The 18,396-nt window shown below is 64.3% G+C and carries 11 protein-coding genes; 7 read left to right on the top strand and 4 right to left on the bottom strand.

The annotated features are described in order from the left end of the window. Positions 1 to 74: 74 nt before the first annotated feature. Positions 75 to 2,036 (bottom strand): methyl-accepting chemotaxis protein, encoded by a 1,962-nt coding sequence (locus ACI7M0_RS02800; protein WP_129932105.1) that lies wholly within the window; start codon positions 2,034 to 2,036, stop codon positions 75 to 77. Positions 2,037 to 2,279: 243 nt separating this feature from the next. Further along, complete coding sequence (locus tag ACI7M0_RS02805; protein ID WP_010951837.1) at positions 2,280 to 3,635, bottom strand: diguanylate cyclase; 1,356 nt, start codon at positions 3,633 to 3,635, stop codon at positions 2,280 to 2,282. A 247-nt stretch (positions 3,636 to 3,882) separates the two neighbouring features. On the opposite strand from ACI7M0_RS02805, the gene ACI7M0_RS02810 reads away from it, so the two are divergent. The 5 genes from ACI7M0_RS02810 to ACI7M0_RS02830 all read left to right on the top strand — a co-directional run bounded on the left by ACI7M0_RS02810 (position 3,883) and on the right by ACI7M0_RS02830 (position 8,787). After that, positions 3,883 to 4,950, top strand: coding sequence for a DUF2333 family protein (locus ACI7M0_RS02810; protein ID WP_049587200.1), 1,068 nt, complete (start codon positions 3,883 to 3,885; stop codon positions 4,948 to 4,950). Between the two features lie 2 nt (positions 4,951 to 4,952). Continuing rightward, positions 4,953 to 5,486: an NUDIX hydrolase gene (locus ACI7M0_RS02815; protein WP_010951839.1), complete on the top strand. Its 534-nt coding sequence runs from the start codon at positions 4,953 to 4,955 to the stop codon at positions 5,484 to 5,486. A gap of 239 nt (positions 5,487 to 5,725) precedes the next feature. Beyond that, positions 5,726 to 6,097, top strand: a complete 372-nt coding sequence (locus ACI7M0_RS02820; protein ID WP_003255318.1) for a translation initiation factor Sui1 — start codon at positions 5,726 to 5,728, stop codon at positions 6,095 to 6,097. A gap of 150 nt (positions 6,098 to 6,247) precedes the next feature. After that, positions 6,248 to 8,161 (top strand): arginine decarboxylase, encoded by a 1,914-nt coding sequence (gene speA, locus ACI7M0_RS02825; RefSeq protein ID WP_010951840.1) that lies wholly within the window; start codon positions 6,248 to 6,250, stop codon positions 8,159 to 8,161. Between the two features lie 170 nt (positions 8,162 to 8,331). Next, the gene (locus tag ACI7M0_RS02830; protein WP_129932106.1) at positions 8,332 to 8,787 is read left to right on the top strand and encodes an REP-associated tyrosine transposase; all 456 of its coding nucleotides are present in this window, start codon (positions 8,332 to 8,334) and stop codon (positions 8,785 to 8,787) included. A 126-nt stretch (positions 8,788 to 8,913) separates the two neighbouring features. Here ACI7M0_RS02830 and ACI7M0_RS02835 read toward each other — a convergent pair whose 3' ends face one another. Continuing rightward, on the bottom strand, positions 8,914 to 10,251 hold the full coding sequence (locus tag ACI7M0_RS02835; protein ID WP_129932107.1) for an MATE family efflux transporter: 1,338 nt from the start codon (positions 10,249 to 10,251) through the stop codon (positions 8,914 to 8,916). Between the two features lie 279 nt (positions 10,252 to 10,530). On the opposite strand from ACI7M0_RS02835, the gene ACI7M0_RS02840 reads away from it, so the two are divergent. Next, entirely contained in the window at positions 10,531 to 15,432 is a 4,902-nt protein-coding gene (locus ACI7M0_RS02840) for an alpha-2-macroglobulin (RefSeq protein WP_129932108.1), read from the top strand. A gap of 151 nt (positions 15,433 to 15,583) precedes the next feature. Here ACI7M0_RS02840 and ACI7M0_RS02845 read toward each other — a convergent pair whose 3' ends face one another. Then, positions 15,584 to 15,877, bottom strand: a complete 294-nt coding sequence (locus tag ACI7M0_RS02845) for a hypothetical protein (RefSeq protein WP_004577004.1) — start codon at positions 15,875 to 15,877, stop codon at positions 15,584 to 15,586. Positions 15,878 to 15,954: 77 nt separating this feature from the next. Here ACI7M0_RS02845 and pbpC point away from each other — a divergent pair, with 77 nt between their 5' ends. Next, entirely contained in the window at positions 15,955 to 18,309 is a 2,355-nt protein-coding gene (pbpC, locus tag ACI7M0_RS02850) for a peptidoglycan glycosyltransferase PbpC (protein WP_129932109.1), read from the top strand. Positions 18,310 to 18,396 lie beyond the last annotated feature (87 nt).

Raw genomic sequence — 18,396 nt, forward strand, 5'->3', positions numbered from 1 at the left:
CGCAGGAATAATTGGCCCGAAACAAACGTAGGAGCGGGTTTACCCGCGAAGCGCCGCGCGGGCGGCGCTCGATCTCAGACCCTGAACGCTCGCACCGCCCGGTTCAGCTCACCGCCCAGGCTCAGCAGCTGTTCACCCTGTTCACGCCCCTCGCCAATGCGCTGCAGGTTGTCTTCACCCAGTTCGTGGATCCGCTCGCTGTGGTCACGAATCTCGCTCACCGCGCCACTCTGCTGTGCCGTGACATCGGCAATCCTCACCGCTGTATCGGAAATGGTGCGAATGGCACAGACAATCTCATCCAGTGCCCCATCCGCCGCCTGGGCTTGGTTGGCCGTGGCCTCGGCATGCTCCAGTTGCGCGCGCATCCCTGCCACCGAACTTCTGGCGGCCTGCTGCAGGCGGTCGATCAACGCCTGGATCTCGCCGGTAGCCCCCGTGGTGCGCTGAGCCAGTGAGCGCACCTCATCGGCGACCACGGCAAAGCCACGGCCCATCTCGCCGGCACGGGCCGCTTCGATCGCGGCATTCAGTGCCAGCAGGTTGGTCTGCTCGGCAATCGAGCGGATCACCGTCAGTACCCCGCCAATGGTGGCCGACTCTTCCGCCAATTGTTCGATCATGCGGGCGTTGCCTTGCACTTCATCGACCAGTTCACGCAAGCCCGACAGGCTCTGGCCGATTACCGCCTGGCCTTGTTCCACCGCACGCCCGGCATCGCGGCTGGCCTCGGCGGCGGCGCTGGCATCACCAGCCACTTGTTGAATGGTTGCTTCCAGCTCGCCCAAGGCATCGCGGATCTGCCCGGTATCGCCGGCCTGTCGCTCGGCGCCGCCGTGCAGCGCAGCGCTCATGCCGGCCAGGGCATGGCTGCTGCCGGCCACCTGCTCGGCGTTATGACGGATGGTGCCGACCAGCTCCACCAGGTACTGACGCAGGCGGTTGAGCGACTCCTGGATGTCGTGCAGTTCGCGGTTGGTCTTGCCCAGGGCGATGGCTTGGGCGAAGTCGCCCTCGGCCCAGCGTGACAGGGCCGGGGCCAGTCCGGTCAGGGTACGGGCCAGGCGCCGTTGCAGCGTATCGATCAATAGGGCGATCAGCAGGATAAGACCGATCATCAGGCCTTGGATGATGCGCACCTCGGCAGCGATTTTCGCATGCTGGCCGCGTACTTCGGGTTCCAGCGCGGCGATGGCCTGTTGTACGGCTTCCAGGCGCTGGCCGGTGGTGGCGGCCAGTTCGGCGCGGCGCTCGATCTGTTCGCGGGTGCGTTGCAGTTCGGCCGGGTAGCGGTTGAGCAGGCTTTGCAATTCACGCTTGAGGCCCACGGCAATGTCTTCCTGCTGGGCGCTGCTCTGGGATTCCAGGCCCATCATCGCAGCGAAGTCGTCGGCTCCGGATTCGGCCGTGCGGGTTACGCCGAGCAGTGGCAGGCCGTCGACCGTCTGGGCCTGGGCGCGGATCAGTTGCAGCTCGCGCTCCACCTCGTCGGCCAGCTCCGGGCGGCCGCTGCTGACCAGCTTGTCGCGAGCCAATGACAGCCGCCCCAGATGCAGGGTGGCGTCGAGCAAGGGCAGCAAGTAGCGATTGGCTTCGGCGTTGCCACTGTCGCGGGCGTAGCTGGCCATCTGCTCGAAGTTCGCCCCCAGCTCCCGCTCGGCTTGCAGCAGCAGGGCTTGTGGGTCGCCGGCCAGCTTGCCGGCTGCCAGCAGTTCGTTGGCGGTGAAGGCCTGCAGGCTATCCAGGCTGGGGCGCAACTTCTCGGCCAGCTCTACCGGCCAGTCCGTCAGTGCGGCCTGCAACTGCTGGGTCGCCTCCATGGCGGCGGCCTGGCGCAGGGCGTCGCCGCTGCCCAGGTAGGCCTGGATATTGCGCGCCGCCTGGTTCTGGAACTGCTGAGACAGGCCCAGATAGCGCTCCATCAGCTGGTAGGGGCGTTCGAGGGCGCGCTGTGACCACCACAGGGTGGCGCCCAAGGCGATACACACGGTCACCAGCAACAGCGTGTTGAAATTGGTCAGCCACTTCAGGCGCATAGCCGCGAACTTCCTGCGCAGGGGAGAGGTAGGCGCCTGAAGTTATTGCGATTTTGTGACGGGGTGATGACGCCAGGGGCTTGGCGTCATAAAAAAGTGGCACAGTGCCTCTATTGGTGTGGCCGGCGCTGGCCTCTTCGCGGGCTTGCCCGCTCCCACAGGTTTACCTCCAGATTTGAGGTGTGTGAAATGCCTGCGGAAGCGGGCGAGTCTGTGAAGAAGCCGGCACAGTGAGTGCGAATTTCAGGGCTCTACACGAACGACGCAATTGCGCCCCGCATGCTTGGCCCGGTACAGCGCCTCGTCCGCTGCACTGGCCATGGTCAGTGCATCCAGCCCCTCGTCCAGTTGCACCACCCCGGCACTGAAGGTGCACTGCAAATCGCGCGGCTGCGCCGGGTAGAGAATTTCGGCAAAGCGCCGGCGAATTTCGTCCAGCACCTTGTGTGCGGCATCCAGCGCGGTATTGGGCATGACGATGGCGAACTCCTCGCCACCGTAGCGGCCAATGAAGTCGGTCTTGCGCAAGCGCTGCTTGAGGAATAGGGCAAGGCTCTTGATCACTCGGTCGCCCATGGGGTGGCCGTGGCGGTCGTTGATCTTCTTGAAGTGGTCGATGTCGAGCATGGCAAAGCTCAACGGCTGCTGCTCACGGCGGGCGCGGAAGCTGCAGTCTTCCAGCAGCTGCAGGATATGAGTGTGGTTGTACAGCCCGGTCAGGCTGTCGCGGACCATGCGTGCCTTCAAATGGCGGGCGCGGGCGGCGCGGTTGCGCACGGTAGTGATCAGGTGGCGTGAGCGAAACGGTTTGGTCAAAAAGTCATCACCGCCTTCGCTCATGGCATCCAGTTGCTTGTCCAGGTCGTCCTCGGCAGACAGGTAGATGATCGGCACACTCACATAACGGTCACTGTGGCGGATTACCTTGGCCAGCTCCGGGCCGGTGCAGGCCGGCATGTACAGGTCGAGGATGATCAGGTCGGGCTGGAAGTCGGCAAGCTCGGCCATGGTGCGGATCGGGTCGGTCAGGCTGCGGGTGAGCATGCCGGCGCCGGCCAGTACACGCTCGGTGTACATGGCCTGTGTGCGCGAATCGTCGATGATCAGCACGCGCAACGGGTCGTGCGGGGCGGTGTTGGTCAGCAGTTCGACCTTTTCCAGCAAGCTGGAGGCTTCCAGGCTGCCGGTGAGAAAGTCCTGACCGCCGGCGCGTACTGCGGCAAGGCGGGTAGGGGTGTCGGCTTCGTGATGGCTGAAGAACAGCAACGGAATGGAGCGTGCCAGGCCCTGCTGCACCTGAGCGGCCAGCAGCAAGCCCAGGCCGGCGCCGGTGAAGTCGACATCCATGATGATGGCCGACGGCGGGTACTCGCTGATCGAGGCGAGAAACGCTGCGGCGCTGGGCAACGCCTGCACCACCAGACCAAAGAATTCCAGTTGCTGGGCCAGGCGCTGGGCGCGCTCGTGGTCCTGCAGCAGGATGTACACCGGTTTGCGCACGGGCAGCAGCAGTTGGTCGAGCGGGTCGTCCTTGCGCAGGCCGTTACGCGTCAACTGTTGGACGGGGCACTGCGGGCTCGGCTCGACTGCTTGGCTCATGTCCTGGCTACTTATAGGTTGGGATGTGCAGGGGCAATGATGGCTCTATGCTAGCAGCTCTTTTCACGTGCGTGAGTGCCCTGCGTCAACAAAGCGGGCAGAACGAATATTCAGTTGCTGACTGAATGGTCGCTTATGCGTACGGTGGTGTCTGCTTTATAGTGCAGCCATTCGGGCTTCCCGTGGCACGCTAGCGCAGGCCTGTGGTCAAAGCCCCTGAACCGTCGTGACTGATAAGGACAAAGCCATGCTGGACTGGAAAAACCGCGAGGCCAAAGCCGAGCCCCGTGAGCGTGTCGACGGGCGCGGCGCTGCCGCCCGTAGCTACCTTGGCGGCCTTTGGAGCCGTGCCCTGGGGACCCTGATCGGGTTGTACCTGCTGGTGTGTATCGGCCTGGGCTGGTACTGGAGCCAGGAGCCTGCTCTGTTCCCGGTGCAGCAAAACGCCCAGGCCGCAGCCGAACGTACTGGCCAGCAGATGGTGGTGGGCTATACCACCGTCGAAACCCTCAAGACCGTGGCCGGCACCTTGCTGAACAAGCCGGGCGGCTACATTTCCAACGACCGCTTCCCGCCAGGGCTGTGGATGGACAACATGCCAAGCTGGGAATATGGCGTGCTGGTCCAGGTCCGCGACCTGTCCCGTGCCCTGCGTAAAGACTTCGCCCGTTCGCAGTCGCAGTCCACCGAAGACGCCGACCTGGCCAAGGCCGAGCCGCGCTTCAACTTCGACAACAAGAGCTGGATCCTGCCATCGAGCGAGTCGGAGTTCGAAGAGGGCATCAAGTCGCTGACCCGCTACCAGACCCGTCTGGCTGCCGGCGACAAGGGCGCTATCTTCTATACCCGCGCCGACAACCTGAACAACTGGCTGGGTGACGTCGCCACCCGTCTGGGCTCGCTGTCGCAGCGCCTGTCGGCCAGCGTTGGCCGGGTCAAGCTCAACACCACGCTGAAGACCGAGTCGGTCGTTGCCGGCCAGGCGCCGCAGGTGGATGAGGAGCTGGTGGAAACCCCATGGCTGCAGATCGACAACGTGTTCTATGAAGCCCGTGGCCAAGCCTGGGCGCTGTCGCACCTGCTGCGTGCCATCGAGGTGGACTTCGCCGACGTGCTGGCGAAGAAGAATGCCACCGTCAGCGTGCGTCAGATCATCCGTGAGCTGGAGGCCTCGCAAGAGTCGCTGTGGAGCCCGATGGTGCTCAACGGCAGTGGCTTCGGCATGTGGGCCAACCACTCGTTGGTCATGGCCAACTACATTTCCCGGGCCAACGCTGCGGTTATCGATCTGCGTCAGCTGCTGTCGCAGGGTTGATGATGGCTATCAGCCCAACCGAGGCCGCCCATCGGGCGGCTTCCGACCGCGAGCTGGTCACCTGGGTGGACGAAACCGACCAGGTACTGGGCGCCTTGCCCCGTGCCGAGCTGCGCGAGCGTGGCCTGATCGGTCGCTGCACGTTCATTCTGCTGTTCAACAGTGCCGGTGAATTGTGTGTACACCGGCGTACGCTGAGCAAGGCGCTGTACCCCGGGTATTGGGATGTGGCGGCGGGCGGCATGGTCGCGGCTGGCGAAGCGTATGCCGAGTCGGCTGCGCGCGAGCTGGCCGAAGAGCTGGGCATCGAGGGCGCCGAGCTGCGCTTTCACGAGCGGTTCTATTTCGACCAGCCGGATAACCGCTTGTGGTGCGCGGTGTATTCGGCGGTGTCGGATGCGCCGTTGCGGTTGCAGCCGGAAGAGGTTATTGAAGCGCGCTTCATCGGTCTGGAACAGGCTGAGCAGGAAAGCCTGAGCAAGCCTTATTGCCCGGACTCGTTGGCGGCGTTACAGCGCTACAAGGCCACTTTGTAGGCTCGGGTTTGCCCGCGAAATACCGGCCCAGACACCCGTTTCCCAGGGCAAGGGCTTTGCCCTTGTTCGCGGGTAAATCCGCTCCTACACAACCGGCGTATTTATCGTTACACTGCGCGCCCTTTTCGGGCTGCCGCAATTCTTGCAGCAGTAGCGCCGCCCCTGCCAGAGTGGGGCTTCGCGGTCGGCCTCAACCCCAAGGCACGACCAGTTTTTGTCCTCAGCACCGAGGAACAAAAGTGGCCAAGAAAGCTTCTTCCTTTTCCGCCCTTGGCGGTCTCGTGTACTCCACCGACGCCGGTCGGCACTGCCCCGACTGTGGCCAGCCGGTGGACGCCTGCACCTGCAAGCAGCAAATCATCCCCGAAGGCGACGGCATTGCCCGCGTGCGCCGCGAAAGCAAAGGCCGTGGCGGCAAGACCGTGACCACCGTCACCGGCGTGCCGCTGCCGCCCGATCAGCTCAAAGAGCTGGCGACCACGCTCAAGCGCCGCTGCGGTACCGGCGGCGCCTTGAAGGACGGGGTTATCGAGATCCAGGGCGACCATGTCGAGCTGTTGATCGGCGAGCTGACCAAACAGGGTTTCAAGGCGAAAAAGTCCGGCGGCTGAGGCCATCGCGCGATTTTTTGCCCAGCGCTTTCTAAACTCGTTCCCGTGGTCAGAGTCTATGCCTGAGCACGGATGAATCGTCATTTTCAGCTTTTACACTCGCCCCGCTGCCTGCGGGCAGTGTCTTCGACTTATCTATAGGGGACTTGAATGTCCGTACGACGCACACGCAAAGACGATGGTAGCCAATGGACCGTGGCCGACAGCCGCAGTGTTTATGGTATCCGCCATTGGGGCGCTGGCTATTTCGCCATCAATGAAGCCGGGCGCGTCGAAGTACGCCCCAACGGCCCTCAAAGCGCTCCGATCGACCTGTTCGAACAGGTCGACGAACTGCGCCAGAGCGGCTTGTCGCTGCCCTTGCTGGTGCGCTTCCCTGACATTTTGCAGGACCGTGTGCGCCAGCTGACCGGTGCCTTCGACGCCAACATCGCGCGCCTGGAATACCAGAGCCAGTACACCGCACTGTACCCGATCAAGGTCAACCAGCAGGAAGCGGTGGTGGAAAACATCATCGCCACGCAAAACGTTTCCATCGGCCTGGAAGCCGGCTCCAAACCCGAGTTGCTGGCAGTGCTGGCGCTGGCGCCGAAGGGCGGCACCATCGTCTGCAACGGCTACAAGGACCGTGAGTTCATTCGCCTGGCGCTGATGGGTCAGAAGCTTGGCCACAATGTGTTCATCGTCATCGAGAAAGAGTCGGAAGTGGCCCTGGTGATCGAAGAGGCCGCCGAGCTCAAGGTGAAACCACAGGTTGGCCTGCGCGTTCGCCTTTCGTCGTTGGCCTCGAGCAAGTGGGCCGACACCGGTGGCGAGAAGTCCAAGTTCGGTTTGTCCGCCGCCCAGTTGCTTTCGGTGGTGCAGCGCTTCCGCGATGCGGGCCTGGATCAGGGCATCCGCCTGCTGCACTTCCACATGGGTTCGCAGATCGCCAACCTGGCTGACTACCAGCACGGTTTCAAGGAAGCCATCCGTTATTACGGCGAACTGCGTGCGCTGGGCCTGCCGGTCGACCATATCGACGTGGGTGGCGGCCTGGGTGTGGACTACGACGGCACCCACTCGCGCAATGCCAGCTCGATCAACTACGACATGGACGACTACGCCGGCGTGGTGGTGGGCATGCTCAAGGAGTTCTGCGACGCGCAGGGCTTGCCGCACCCGCACATCTTCTCCGAGAGTGGCCGTTCGCTGACCGCGCACCACGCCATGCTGGTGATCCAGGTGACCGACGTCGAGAAACACAACGACGACGTACCGACCATCGAGAACAAGGAAGCCCTGCCCGAGACCGTGCAGTGGCTGGTCGACCTGCTTGGCCCGACCGACATCGAGATGGTCACCGAGACCTACTGGCGCGCCACCCACTACATGGGTGATGTGGCCGCGCAGTACGCCGATGGCAAGCTGAGCCTGGGCGAGAAGGCCCTGGCCGAGCAGTGCTATTTCGCCGTGTGCCGCCGCCTGCACAACTCGCTGAAAGCCCGCCAGCGCTCGCACCGCCAGGTGCTGGACGAGCTGAACGACAAGCTGGCCGACAAGTACATCTGCAACTTCTCGGTGTTCCAGAGCCTGCCAGACACCTGGGCCATCGGCCAGGTCCTGCCGATCATCCCGCTGCACCGCCTGGACGAAGAGCCGATGCGGCGTGCGGTATTGCAGGACCTGACTTGCGATTCCGACGGCAAGATCAACCAGTACGTTGACGAGCAGAGCATCGAAACCAGCATGCCGGTGCATGCGGTGAAGGAGGGTGAGGATTACCTGCTGGGCGTGTTCCTGGTGGGTGCCTACCAGGAAATCCTGGGTGACATGCACAACCTGTTCGGTGACACCGATTCGGTGAACATCTACCAGAATGCCGACGGCAGCGTGTACCACGCCGGTATCGAAACCCACGACACCATCGAAGACATGCTGCGCTACGTGCACCTGTCGCCGGAAGAGTTGATGACGCATTACCGCGACAAGGTTGCCAGCGCCAAGATCACTGCGCGTGAGCGGACCCAGTATCTGGATGCCTTGCGCCTGGGCTTGACCCGGTCTTCGTACCTGTCGTCGTAATTGACGGGGCCGCCCCGCAAAAACTGCACGGATTGCTTGTTTTTGTGGGCGCGGCCACGCGTCGCGATATGAGGGCGAAGCCCTCACCGTGTCATACCCGGTAATGGTCCTGTCCTCGCCCGTCGCATTCGCGGCGCTAACTTTGAATGCACAATTCAAAGGAGAACGACATGGAACGTCCAGGCTCCCATCGTTTACGTAATGGCCGGGTGTCCGAATCCGGGCGCCTCTACCTGTTGACCACAACTACCCGCAGCCGAACGCCGTTGTTCAAAGACTTCCGATTCGCCAGGACCGTGATCCAGCAGTTGCGGTTCAGCGATGAGCGCAAGACTTGTCGATCGCTGGCATGGGTGTTGATGCCGGATCACCTTCACTGGCTCATCGAGCTGGGTCCAGTGAGCCTGGGTAGGCTGATGTGCGAATTCAAATCCAGAAGCAGCTGTGCCTTGTACAAGGCCGGTGCTGAAAGACGGCATATCTGGCAAACCAGCTTTCATGACCGGGCTTTGCGTCGCGAGGAGGATGTGCGAGCGGTGGCCCGCTACATCATCGCCAACCCCATTCGGGCGGGCCTCGTGCGGCGGGCTGGCGAGTATCCCCATTGGGACTGTGTATGGCTGTGAGCATGTGAGGGCTTCGCCCTCATTTCGCGACACAAGGCCGCTCCCACAGGGATCGCAAAAGCAGGCCGACCCGCTATCCCCTGTGGGAGCGGCCTTGCGTCGCGATGGGCCGCAAAGCGGCCCCAATCAGCCCAACCACAGGTCTCTTTGCTGCAACCGCCACCCGACCCACCCCAACGTCACCGCCCGCAACCCCATGAACCCAAGAAACGCCATCCACAACCCATGGTTGCCCAACCCGCTCATGGCCACTGCCACCGGCAGCGCAATCAACACCGAAACCAGCATTGCATTACGCATTTCCCGCGCCCGGGTCGCGCCGATGAACAAGCCATCCAGCAAGTAACTCCACACCGCGATCAGCGGCAGCAACGCCAGGTAGGGCAAATACGGATAAGCCGCCGCCCGCACACTGTCGATGTCGGTCTGCAAGTCGATGAACAGGTGCCCACCCAGCAGGAACAGCCCGGCAAAGCCCAGGCTGGTGATCAGTGACCAAGCACAAGCGACCACCAGCGAGCGGCGCAAGGTGTCGCGGTCACGGGCACCAATGGCATGGCCGCACAAGGCCTCCACCGCATGGGCCAGCCCATCCAGCGCATAGGCCGTCAGCAGCAGGCCATTGAGCAACAGGGCGTTGGCCGCCACGGTCGCTTCGCCCAGACGCGCGCCCTGCACGGTAATCAGCAGGAACACCAGTTGCAGTGCCAGGCTACGCAGGAAGATGTCGCGGTTCACCGCCAGCAGTGGCCTCCAGGCCTGCCAGCGCTTGAGCGCTGCCCACACGATCTGCCCCGGGTAGGCCCGCAGGGCCGGGCGGGTCAGGGCCAGGCCGAGCAGGGCGGCAGTCCATTCGGCAATCACCGATGCCCGCGCCGAGCCCAGTACACCCCAGTCCAGGCCCAGCACGAACCACAGGTTCAAGGCGATGTTCAGCAGGTTGGTGGTCAGCAGGATGGCCAGTGGAGCCCTGGCGTTCTGCGTGCCGAGGAACCAGCCGACCAGCGCGTAACTGGCCAGCGCCGCAGGCAGGCCAAGCAGGCGGGTATGGAAGAAGTCTTCGGTGGATTGCTGCAGGGCTGCGCTGGGTTGCATCGCATGGAGTGCCAGCTGGCTGAAGGGCAGGGCCAGCAGGCCGATCAACAGGGCGAAGCCGACCGCCAGCAGCAGCCCTTGCACCAGGACCTGGCGTAGCGCTGCACCGTCGCCACGGCCGGCGGCCTGAGCAGCGAAGCCGGTGGAACCCATGCGCAGGAAGCCCATCAGGCCGACCATGAAGGTGAACAAGGTGGCGCCCACAGCTACCGCGCCCAGTTGGTGGGCGTGCGGGAGATGACCGATGACCGTGCTGTCGACTAGCGCCACCAGCGGTACCGAGATGTTGGACAGGATCATCGGCGCGGCCAACGCCCAGACCTTGCGGTGGGTGGGGCGGTGGCGCCAGTCGGCAGCGAGTTGGGGCATGTGCATTCCATGAGATTTTGGGGCCGCTGTGTGCCCCTTCGCGGGCTTCCGCCCCCACAGGAAAGTGTTGCTCTGGTGGCCGGCGCCAAACCCGTGGGAGCGGGCGAGCCCGCGAAGGGGTGCAACGCGGCCCCCTTTTAACGAATGGCCATAGTGTACCGACCAGGCAACCATTTAGCGCGACCATGGTCTGACCTGGCGCGCAACGCCGGGTGTTGCACCTGACGTTGCGCTATAGTTGCTGCCCTCACGTACACGCTGCCCAAGAGTTCCTATCTCATGTTCAACAAAGGATTGTTGCTGGCCTGCGCGCTGGCGTTGCTCAGTGCCTGTGACTCTTCCACGCCGGGTAAACCAGCACCGGTCGAGAAGTCTGTGGCACCCGCGCCCGCCGAAGCCTCCGCCCCCAAGCGTGAGGACCCGACCGTGCTCGCCAAGCGCTACGAGGGCCGCGAACTCACGGTGCTGGACGTATCGGAAGTGCAGCTCGATGGCGCGGCAACGCTGTCGATCAGCTTCTCCGTACCGCTGGATGCCAAGCAGGACTTCACCACCAAGGTGCACCTGGTAGACACCGTCAAAGGCAAGCTCGACGGTGCCTGGGAACTCTCCGACAACCAGATGGAGCTGCGTTTGCGCCACCTGGAGCCGCAGCGCAAGCTGGTGCTGACCGTCGACAAGGGCCTGCTGGCAGTCAACGGCAAGCAGCTGGACAGCGAGTCGATCACCCGCCTGGAAACCCGCGACATGCAGCCGACCATCGGCTTTGCCAGCCGCGGCTCATTGCTGCCTACGCGCCTGGCCGAAGGCCTGCCGGTGATTGCCCTGAACGTCGACAAAGTGGATGTCGAGTTCTTCCGCGTCAAGCCAGACATGCTCTCGACCTTCCTGGCCAACTGGGGACGCAACAGCAGCCTGTACTACTACCAGTCCAAGGAAACCCTGGACATGGCTGAGCTGGTCTACAGCGGCCGCTTCGATCTAAACCCGGCGCGCAACACGCGCGAAACCGTGTTGCTGCCGATTGCCGGCATCAAGCCGTTGCAGGCGCCAGGCGTGTACCTGGCAGTGATGCGCGCCTCGGGTACCTACGATTATTCTCAGCCGGCAACCCTGTTCACCCTCAGCGACATCGGCGTGTCGGCCCACCGCTACCGCGATCGCATCGACGTGTTTGCTCAAGCCCTGGAAGGCGGCAAGGCGCTGAGCGGCGTCAACCTGGAAATCCATGACGAAAAGGGCAAGCTGCTGGCCCAGGCCACCAGCGATGGCAAGGGGCATGCCCAGCTGCCGATCACGCCCAAGGCCGATACTCTGATCGCCACTCAGGGCGTGCATACCACGCTGCTGCGCCTGAACACCGCAGCCCTGGACCTGGCCGAATTCGACATCACCGGGCCTCAGGCCAACCCGCTGCAGTTCTTCATTTTCGGCCCGCGTGACCTGTACCGCCCGGGAGAGACGGTGCTGCTCAACGGCCTGCTGCGCGACCAGGACGGCAAGCCGGTCAAAGCCCAGCCAGTGAACGTGGAAGTGCGTCGCCCGGATGAACAGGTGAGCCGCAAGTTCGTCTGGGAAGCCGACAGCTATGGCTTGTACCAATACCAGTTGCAACTGGCCACCGAGGCGCCGACTGGCCGTTGGCAACTGCTGCTCGACCTGGGTGGCGGGCGCAAGCAGGTTTATGAATTCCTCGTTGAAGACTTCCTGCCCGAGCGCCTGGCGCTGGAGCTCAAGGGCAGCAGCCAACCGCTTTCGCCGGATGAAGATGCGCGCATCCAGGTCAATGGCCGTTACCTCTATGGTGCGCCGGCCGCCGGCAACCGCCTGAGCGGTCAGGCCTATGTACGCCCGCTGCGCGAGGCCGTACCGGCGTTGCCTGGCTACCAGTTCGGCTCGGTCACCGAAACCGATCTGAACCAGGACCTGGAACTGGACGAAGTCACCCTTGACCAGGCCGGCAAGGCGGTGGTCGATATCGAAAGCCGTTGGGCCGAAGCCCGCTCTCCGCTGCAACTGACCGTGCAGGCCAGCCTGCAGGAGTCGGGTGGCCGGCCGATCACCCGGCGCCTGGAGCAGCCTATCTGGCCGGCTGAGCGCCTGCCGGGCCTGCGAGGCCTGTTCGAAGGTGAGGAAACTGATAGCAACGGGCCGGTGGAATTCGAGTTCCTGGTGGCCGACCGCGACGGTAACAAACTGGCGGCCGATGCGCTCAAGGTGCGCCTTGTTCGCGAACGCCGCGATTACTACTGGAATTACTCGCAAAGCGACGGCTGGAGCTACGCCTACAACGAGAAATTCCTGACCCAGAACGAAGAGACGATCAGCGTCAAGGCAGGTTCCACTGCCAAGCTCAGCTTCCAGGTTGAATGGGGCCCGTACCGCGTCGAGGTCGAAGACCCGCAGACCGGTCTGGTATCCAGTGAGCGCTTCTGGGCCGGCTATCGTGCCCAGGACAACGCTGAGGGCGGCGCGGTACGGCCGGACCAGGTCAAGCTGGCGCTGGACAAACCCTCCTACGCCGATGGCTCTACCGCCAAGGTCACCGTCACTCCGCCCGCTGCGGGCAGCGGTTACCTGATGATCGAGTCCAGCGATGGCCCGCTGTGGTGGCAGGAGATCGATGTGCCCGCCGAGGGCAAGACCTTTGACGTGCAACTGGACAAGGCCTGGGCCCGTCACGACCTGTACATCAGCGCGTTGGTTATCCGCCCCGGTGAGCGCAAGGCCAACGCCACGCCCAAGCGCGCCGTGGGCGTGCTGCACCTGCCGCTGGACCGCGCCGAGCGCAAGCTTGCGCTGAGCCTGCAGGCGCCGGAGAAAATGCGCCCGAAACAGCCTTTGACAGTAAAGGTAAAGGCCGCCAACGCCGATGGCAGTGTGCCCAAGCAGGTGCATGTGTTGTTGTCGGCGGTGGACGTGGGCATCCTCAACATCACCGATTTCAAAACCCCCGACCCGTTCGCCAGCCTGTTCGGGCGCAAGGCCTATGGTGCCGATCAACTGGACATCTACGGCCAGTTGATAGAGGCCGGCCAAGGCCGCCTGGCCAGCCTGGCGTTCGGTGGCGATGCGGCGATGGCCAAGGGGGGCAAGCGACCCAACACTACGGTAACCATCGTCGCCCAGCAGAGCCTGCCGGTGACACTGGACGACAAGGGTGAGGGCCAGGCCACGGTCGACATCCCCGACTTCAACGGTGAACTGCGGCTGATGGCCCAGGCCTGGACCGAAGAGCACTTCGGCATGGCCGAAGGCAAGACCGTGGTCGCCGCGCCGTTGATTGCCGAGCTTTCGGCCCCGCGCTTCCTGGCCGGTGGCGACCGTACCAGCCTGGCACTGGACCTGGCCAACCTGTCCGGCCGCGCCCAGCAACTGAGCGTCGAAATCACCACGGATGGGCAACTGAGCCTGGCGGCCAACGCCGTGCAGAGCATTAACCTGGCCGAAGGGCAGCGCTCGACGCTGATGATTCCGGTGCAGGCCCAGGGAGGGCTGGGGCAGGGCAAGGTGCATGTCCGGGTGACGGGCCTGCAACTGCCGAACGAGCCGGACAATGCGTTCGAACGTGAGTGGACGCTGGGCGTGCGCCCGGCCTACCCGGCAATGCTCAAGCACTACCGCGTGGCCTTGAAGGACCAGCCGTGGACTCTGCCCGAAGCAGACCTGGCCGCCTTCGAGCCCGCTGGCCTGGAAGCCAGCCTGGCCTTGTCGAGCCGGCCGCCGCTGAACCTTGCCGAGCAGATTCGCGCTCTGCAAGCCTACCCCTACGGCTGCCTCGAACAGACCACCAGTGGCCTGTACCCTTCGCTGTACGCTGATGCCGACAGCCTCAAGCGCCTGGGCATCAAGGGCGAGCCGGCGGATGTGCGCAAACGCAAGATCGAAATGGGCATCGAGCACTTGCTGGGGATGCAGCGCTACAACGGCAGCTTTGGCCTGTGGAGTTCGGACAGCGAGGAAGAGTACTGGTTGACCGCCTATGTGACCGACTTCCTGCTGCGTGCCCGTGACCAGGGTTACGGCGTGCCCGCCGAGGCACTGAAGAAGGCCAGTGAGCGCCTGCTGCGTTACCTGCAGGAGCGCAACCTGATCGAAGTCGACTACAGCGAAAATGCCGACCACACGCGCTTTGCCGTGCAGGCCTATGCGGCGCTGGTGCTGTCGCGCAGCCAGCAGGCGCCGTTGGGTGCCCTGCGCGGGCTGTTCGAACGTCGCGCCGATGCCCGCTCCGGTCTGCCGCTGGTACAACTGGCAGTGGCGCTGGACAAAATGGGCGACAAACCGCGTGCCGAGCAAGCCTTGCAGGCGGGCCTGGGCATCAGCCGTGGCAAAGGCTGGCTGGCCGATTACGGCAGCGCCCTGCGTGACCAGGCGCTGATCCTGGCGCTGCTGCAGGAAAGCAACCTGGCCAGCAGCCAGGTCGATCAGCGCCTGTTCGCCTTGTCGGATGAACTGGCAGCCAACCGTTGGCTGTCGACCCAAGAGCGCAATGCACTGTTCCTCGCTGGCCGTGGCCTGCTGGGCAAGCCGGAAGGCCAGTGGCAGGCACGCCTGGACAGCGCGGGTGAAGTGCGCGAGTTGAACAATGCCGAGGCCGGTATGAAGCTTGAGGGCCCGTTGTTGGCTTCACCGCTGAGCGTGCAGAACCAAGGCAGTGAGACGCTCTATCAGCAGCTGACCTTGTCCGGCTACCCGCGCCAGGCGCCTGCTGCTGGCGGCAACGGCCTGCAGATTCACAGAGAGTACCTGGACATGAATGGCCAGCCGCTGGACCTGCACAACCTGCGCAGTGGCGACCTTGTGCTCGTGCACCTGGCGCTCAAGGCTGAGGACCGCGTGCCGGATGCGTTGGTGGTGGACCTGCTGCCGGCAGGCCTGGAGCTGGAAAACCAGAACCTGGCTCAAAGCGCCGCCAGCCTGGACAACGCCAGCAGTGCAGTGAAGGCGTGGCGCGAGTCGATGCAGAACGCCAGCGTGGTGCATCAGGAGTACCGTGATGACCGTTATGTTGCCGCGCTCAAGCTTGACGGCTATGGCACCACCCACCTGCTGTATCTGGCGCGAGCAGTGACCCCGGGCACTTACCGCGTGCCGCCGCCGCAGGTCGAATCGATGTACCGGCCGAACCTGCAGGCCGTGGGCGATGGGCAAGGGGAGATGACCGTGAAAGCCCGCTAGAGACCCGCTCTACGCGGGCAATGTGGGAGCGGCCTTGCGTCGCGATCGGGCCGCAAAGCGGCCCCGACAATTCAAGCGGCGAAGCTGAAATCCTGGGGCTGCTGTGCAGCCCGATCGCGACGCAAGGCCGCTCCCACAAAGACCGCGCAGATCAGTGGATGACCCAGCTCATCACCCACAGCCCCAGCACCAGCCAGATGATCCCGAGGATGATCGAGGCGCGCATGAATGCGCGGATTGCCGAGTACAGCAACATCAGGCCGATGATCAGGGCCAGGATGCTCAGCAGCGAGGTGTCCATGCCCAAGGTGCGCGACAGGCCATCGATGAAGTTGCCACCGGCATTGGCCAGCAGGTTGAACAGCCCGCTCAATGCGTCGACGATGAAGCGGATCAACGACCCCAGTGCCTGGCCCAGCCACTCGAAAAAACCTTCTACATGCATAGTTGCTTCCTGATGAAAAAATCGGCGAGGTTGTCGTCCCAAAGCCTTTGGCCATTACCTGGCCAGGTCGGTTCCCGATGCCAAGCTTAGCGCGACCACGCTGCCGAGCGGGCAGGTTGTTGCGTGCCACGCTGATCAGTCTGCTGCTGCTCGGCGGCCTGTTCTGGCTGGCTGACCGTGTCTGGCCGTTGCCGCTGCCGGGTGACGACCTGGCCCGGGTAGTGCTGGCCGAAGACGGCACGCCGTTGTGGCGCTTTGCCGATGCTGATGGCGTGTGGCGCTACCCCGTAAGCCCTGAAGAGGTTTCGCCGCTTTACCTGCAGGCCTTGCTGACTTACGAGGACCGTTGGTTCTACAACCACCCAGGGGTCAACCCGCTGGCATTGGCCCGCGCGGCCTGGCTGAACCTGCGCGGCGGGCGTGTCGTGTCGGGCGGCAGCACATTGTCGATGCAGGTGGCACGCCTGCTCGACCCGCACGACCGTACCCTGGTCGGCAAACTGCGCCAGCTATGGCGCACCTTGCAGCTGGAATGGCACTTGTCCAAGCGCGACATCCTGCAGATCTACCTGAACCGCGCACCGTTCGGCGGCACGCTTCAGGGCGTGGCGGCAGCCAGCTGGGCGTACCTGGGCAAGTCGCCCCTGCACCTGACACCTGCCGAAGCGGCACTGCTGGCCGTGCTGCCCCAGGCACCCAGCCGGCTGCGCCCGGACCGCCACCCCGAGCGTGCCCAGCGTGCCCGGGACAAGGTGCTGCAGCGCCTGGCTGAATACCAGGTGTGGCCGGCCCAGCAAATTCGCGAGGCCGCCGAGGAGCCGCTGGTGTTGGCGCCACGCCAGGAGCCGGCCCTGGCGCCATTGCTGGCCCGGCGCCTGAACAGCGCTGACAGCCCGCCGCTGATCCGTACCACGCTTGACGCTGCGCTTCAGCGGCGCCTCGAAGACTTGCTGCTGGGCTGGCGCGCACGGCTGCCGGAGCGTACCTCGGCCGCCATTCTGGTGGTCGAAGCGCAGAGCATGGCGGTGCGCGCGTACCTGGGCTCGATAGATTTGTCTGATGAGCGCCGCTTTGGCCATGTCGATATGGTGCGCTCGCTACGTTCGCCCGGCTCCACCCTCAAGCCGTTTCTTTACGGCATGGCGCTGGACGATGGCCTGATCCATTCCGAATCGCTGTTGCAGGATGTTCCACGACGCTATGGCGACTATCGCCCTGGCAACTTCTCCATGGGGTTCAGCGGGCCGGTGTCGGCCAGCTCGGCGCTGGCCCTGTCGCTCAACCTGCCCGCCGTGCAATTGCTGGAGGCCTACGGCCCGAAACGCTTTGCCGCGCAACTGCGCATGGCGGGCATGCCGTTGATACTGCCCCCCCTTGCCGAGCCCAACCTGTCGTTGATCCTGGGCGGTGCCGGCAGCCGGCTGGAGGACCTGGTCGGCGGCTACGCGGCGCTGGCGCGGGGTGGCAACAGTGCGCAGGTGCGTTTGCAGCCACAGGCCCCTCTGGTGGAGCACCGGTTGCTGTCACCGGGGGCGGCGTGGATCATCCGGCGTATCCTCAGCGGCCAGGCGCGCCCGGACCGCGACCCGCACGCCGAACTGGTGCAGCGCCCGCTACTGGCCTGGAAAACCGGCACCAGCTACGGCTTTCGCGATGCCTGGTCGATTGGCGTGGGGCCGCGCTACCTGATCGGCGTATGGATTGGCCGCCCCGACGGTACACCGGTGCCTGGGCAGTTCGGCCTGGCGTCGGCGGCGCCGCTGATGTTGCAGGTGCACGATCTGTTGAGCAATCGCGACAGCCAACGCGGCATCAGCGTCCCGGTAGCGCCGGTACCTGCGAATATCGGCGTTGCGGCGATCTGTTGGCCGCTGGGTCAGCCGATGAGCAAGCAGGACACCAACTGTCGGCGTCAGCGCTTTGCATGGACCCTGGACGGCACCACGCCGCCAACCTTGCAGGCAGCCGACCAGCCGCTGGGCCTGGGTTTGCGCGAAAAAGTATGGGTCAACGAGCAGGGCTTGCGGGTCGATGGTAGCTGCCCGGGCGCCAAGGCTCGCGACATCGCCCTGTGGCCGGCGCCGCTGGAGCCTTGGCTACCCCGTGTCGAGCGGCGCATGGCGCGTTTGCCGGCCATCGACCCGGCCTGCCCGCCGCAGGCGCCGGCCAGTGCACCACCGCTGTCGATCGTCGGCGTGCGCCCAGGCGACAATCTGCGCCGCCCGGCCACCAGCACTGAACCGTTGCAATTGCAGGTATCTGCCTTGGGTGGTGGTGGACGGCGCTGGTGGTTCCTCAACGGCCAGCCGTTGGGTGAAACCCAGGGGCAGGACAGCTTGTTGCTGCGTTTGCCACAGGTCGGGCAGGCCGAACTCAGCGCGCTGGACGAAAGCGGTCAGACGGCGCGGGTGGCGTTCCAGGTCAGTGAGTAGGTGTTCGACGACAGCCGGGCCAGCACCTACGCTTGCAAGTGACGGGTGTGACCGGCTGGTGCCCCGCAACCCATGGGAACATGGAGT

The organism is Pseudomonas sp. 10(2024), from assembly GCF_045164175.1.
Lineage (GTDB): Bacteria > Pseudomonadota > Gammaproteobacteria > Pseudomonadales > Pseudomonadaceae > Aquipseudomonas > Aquipseudomonas alloputida.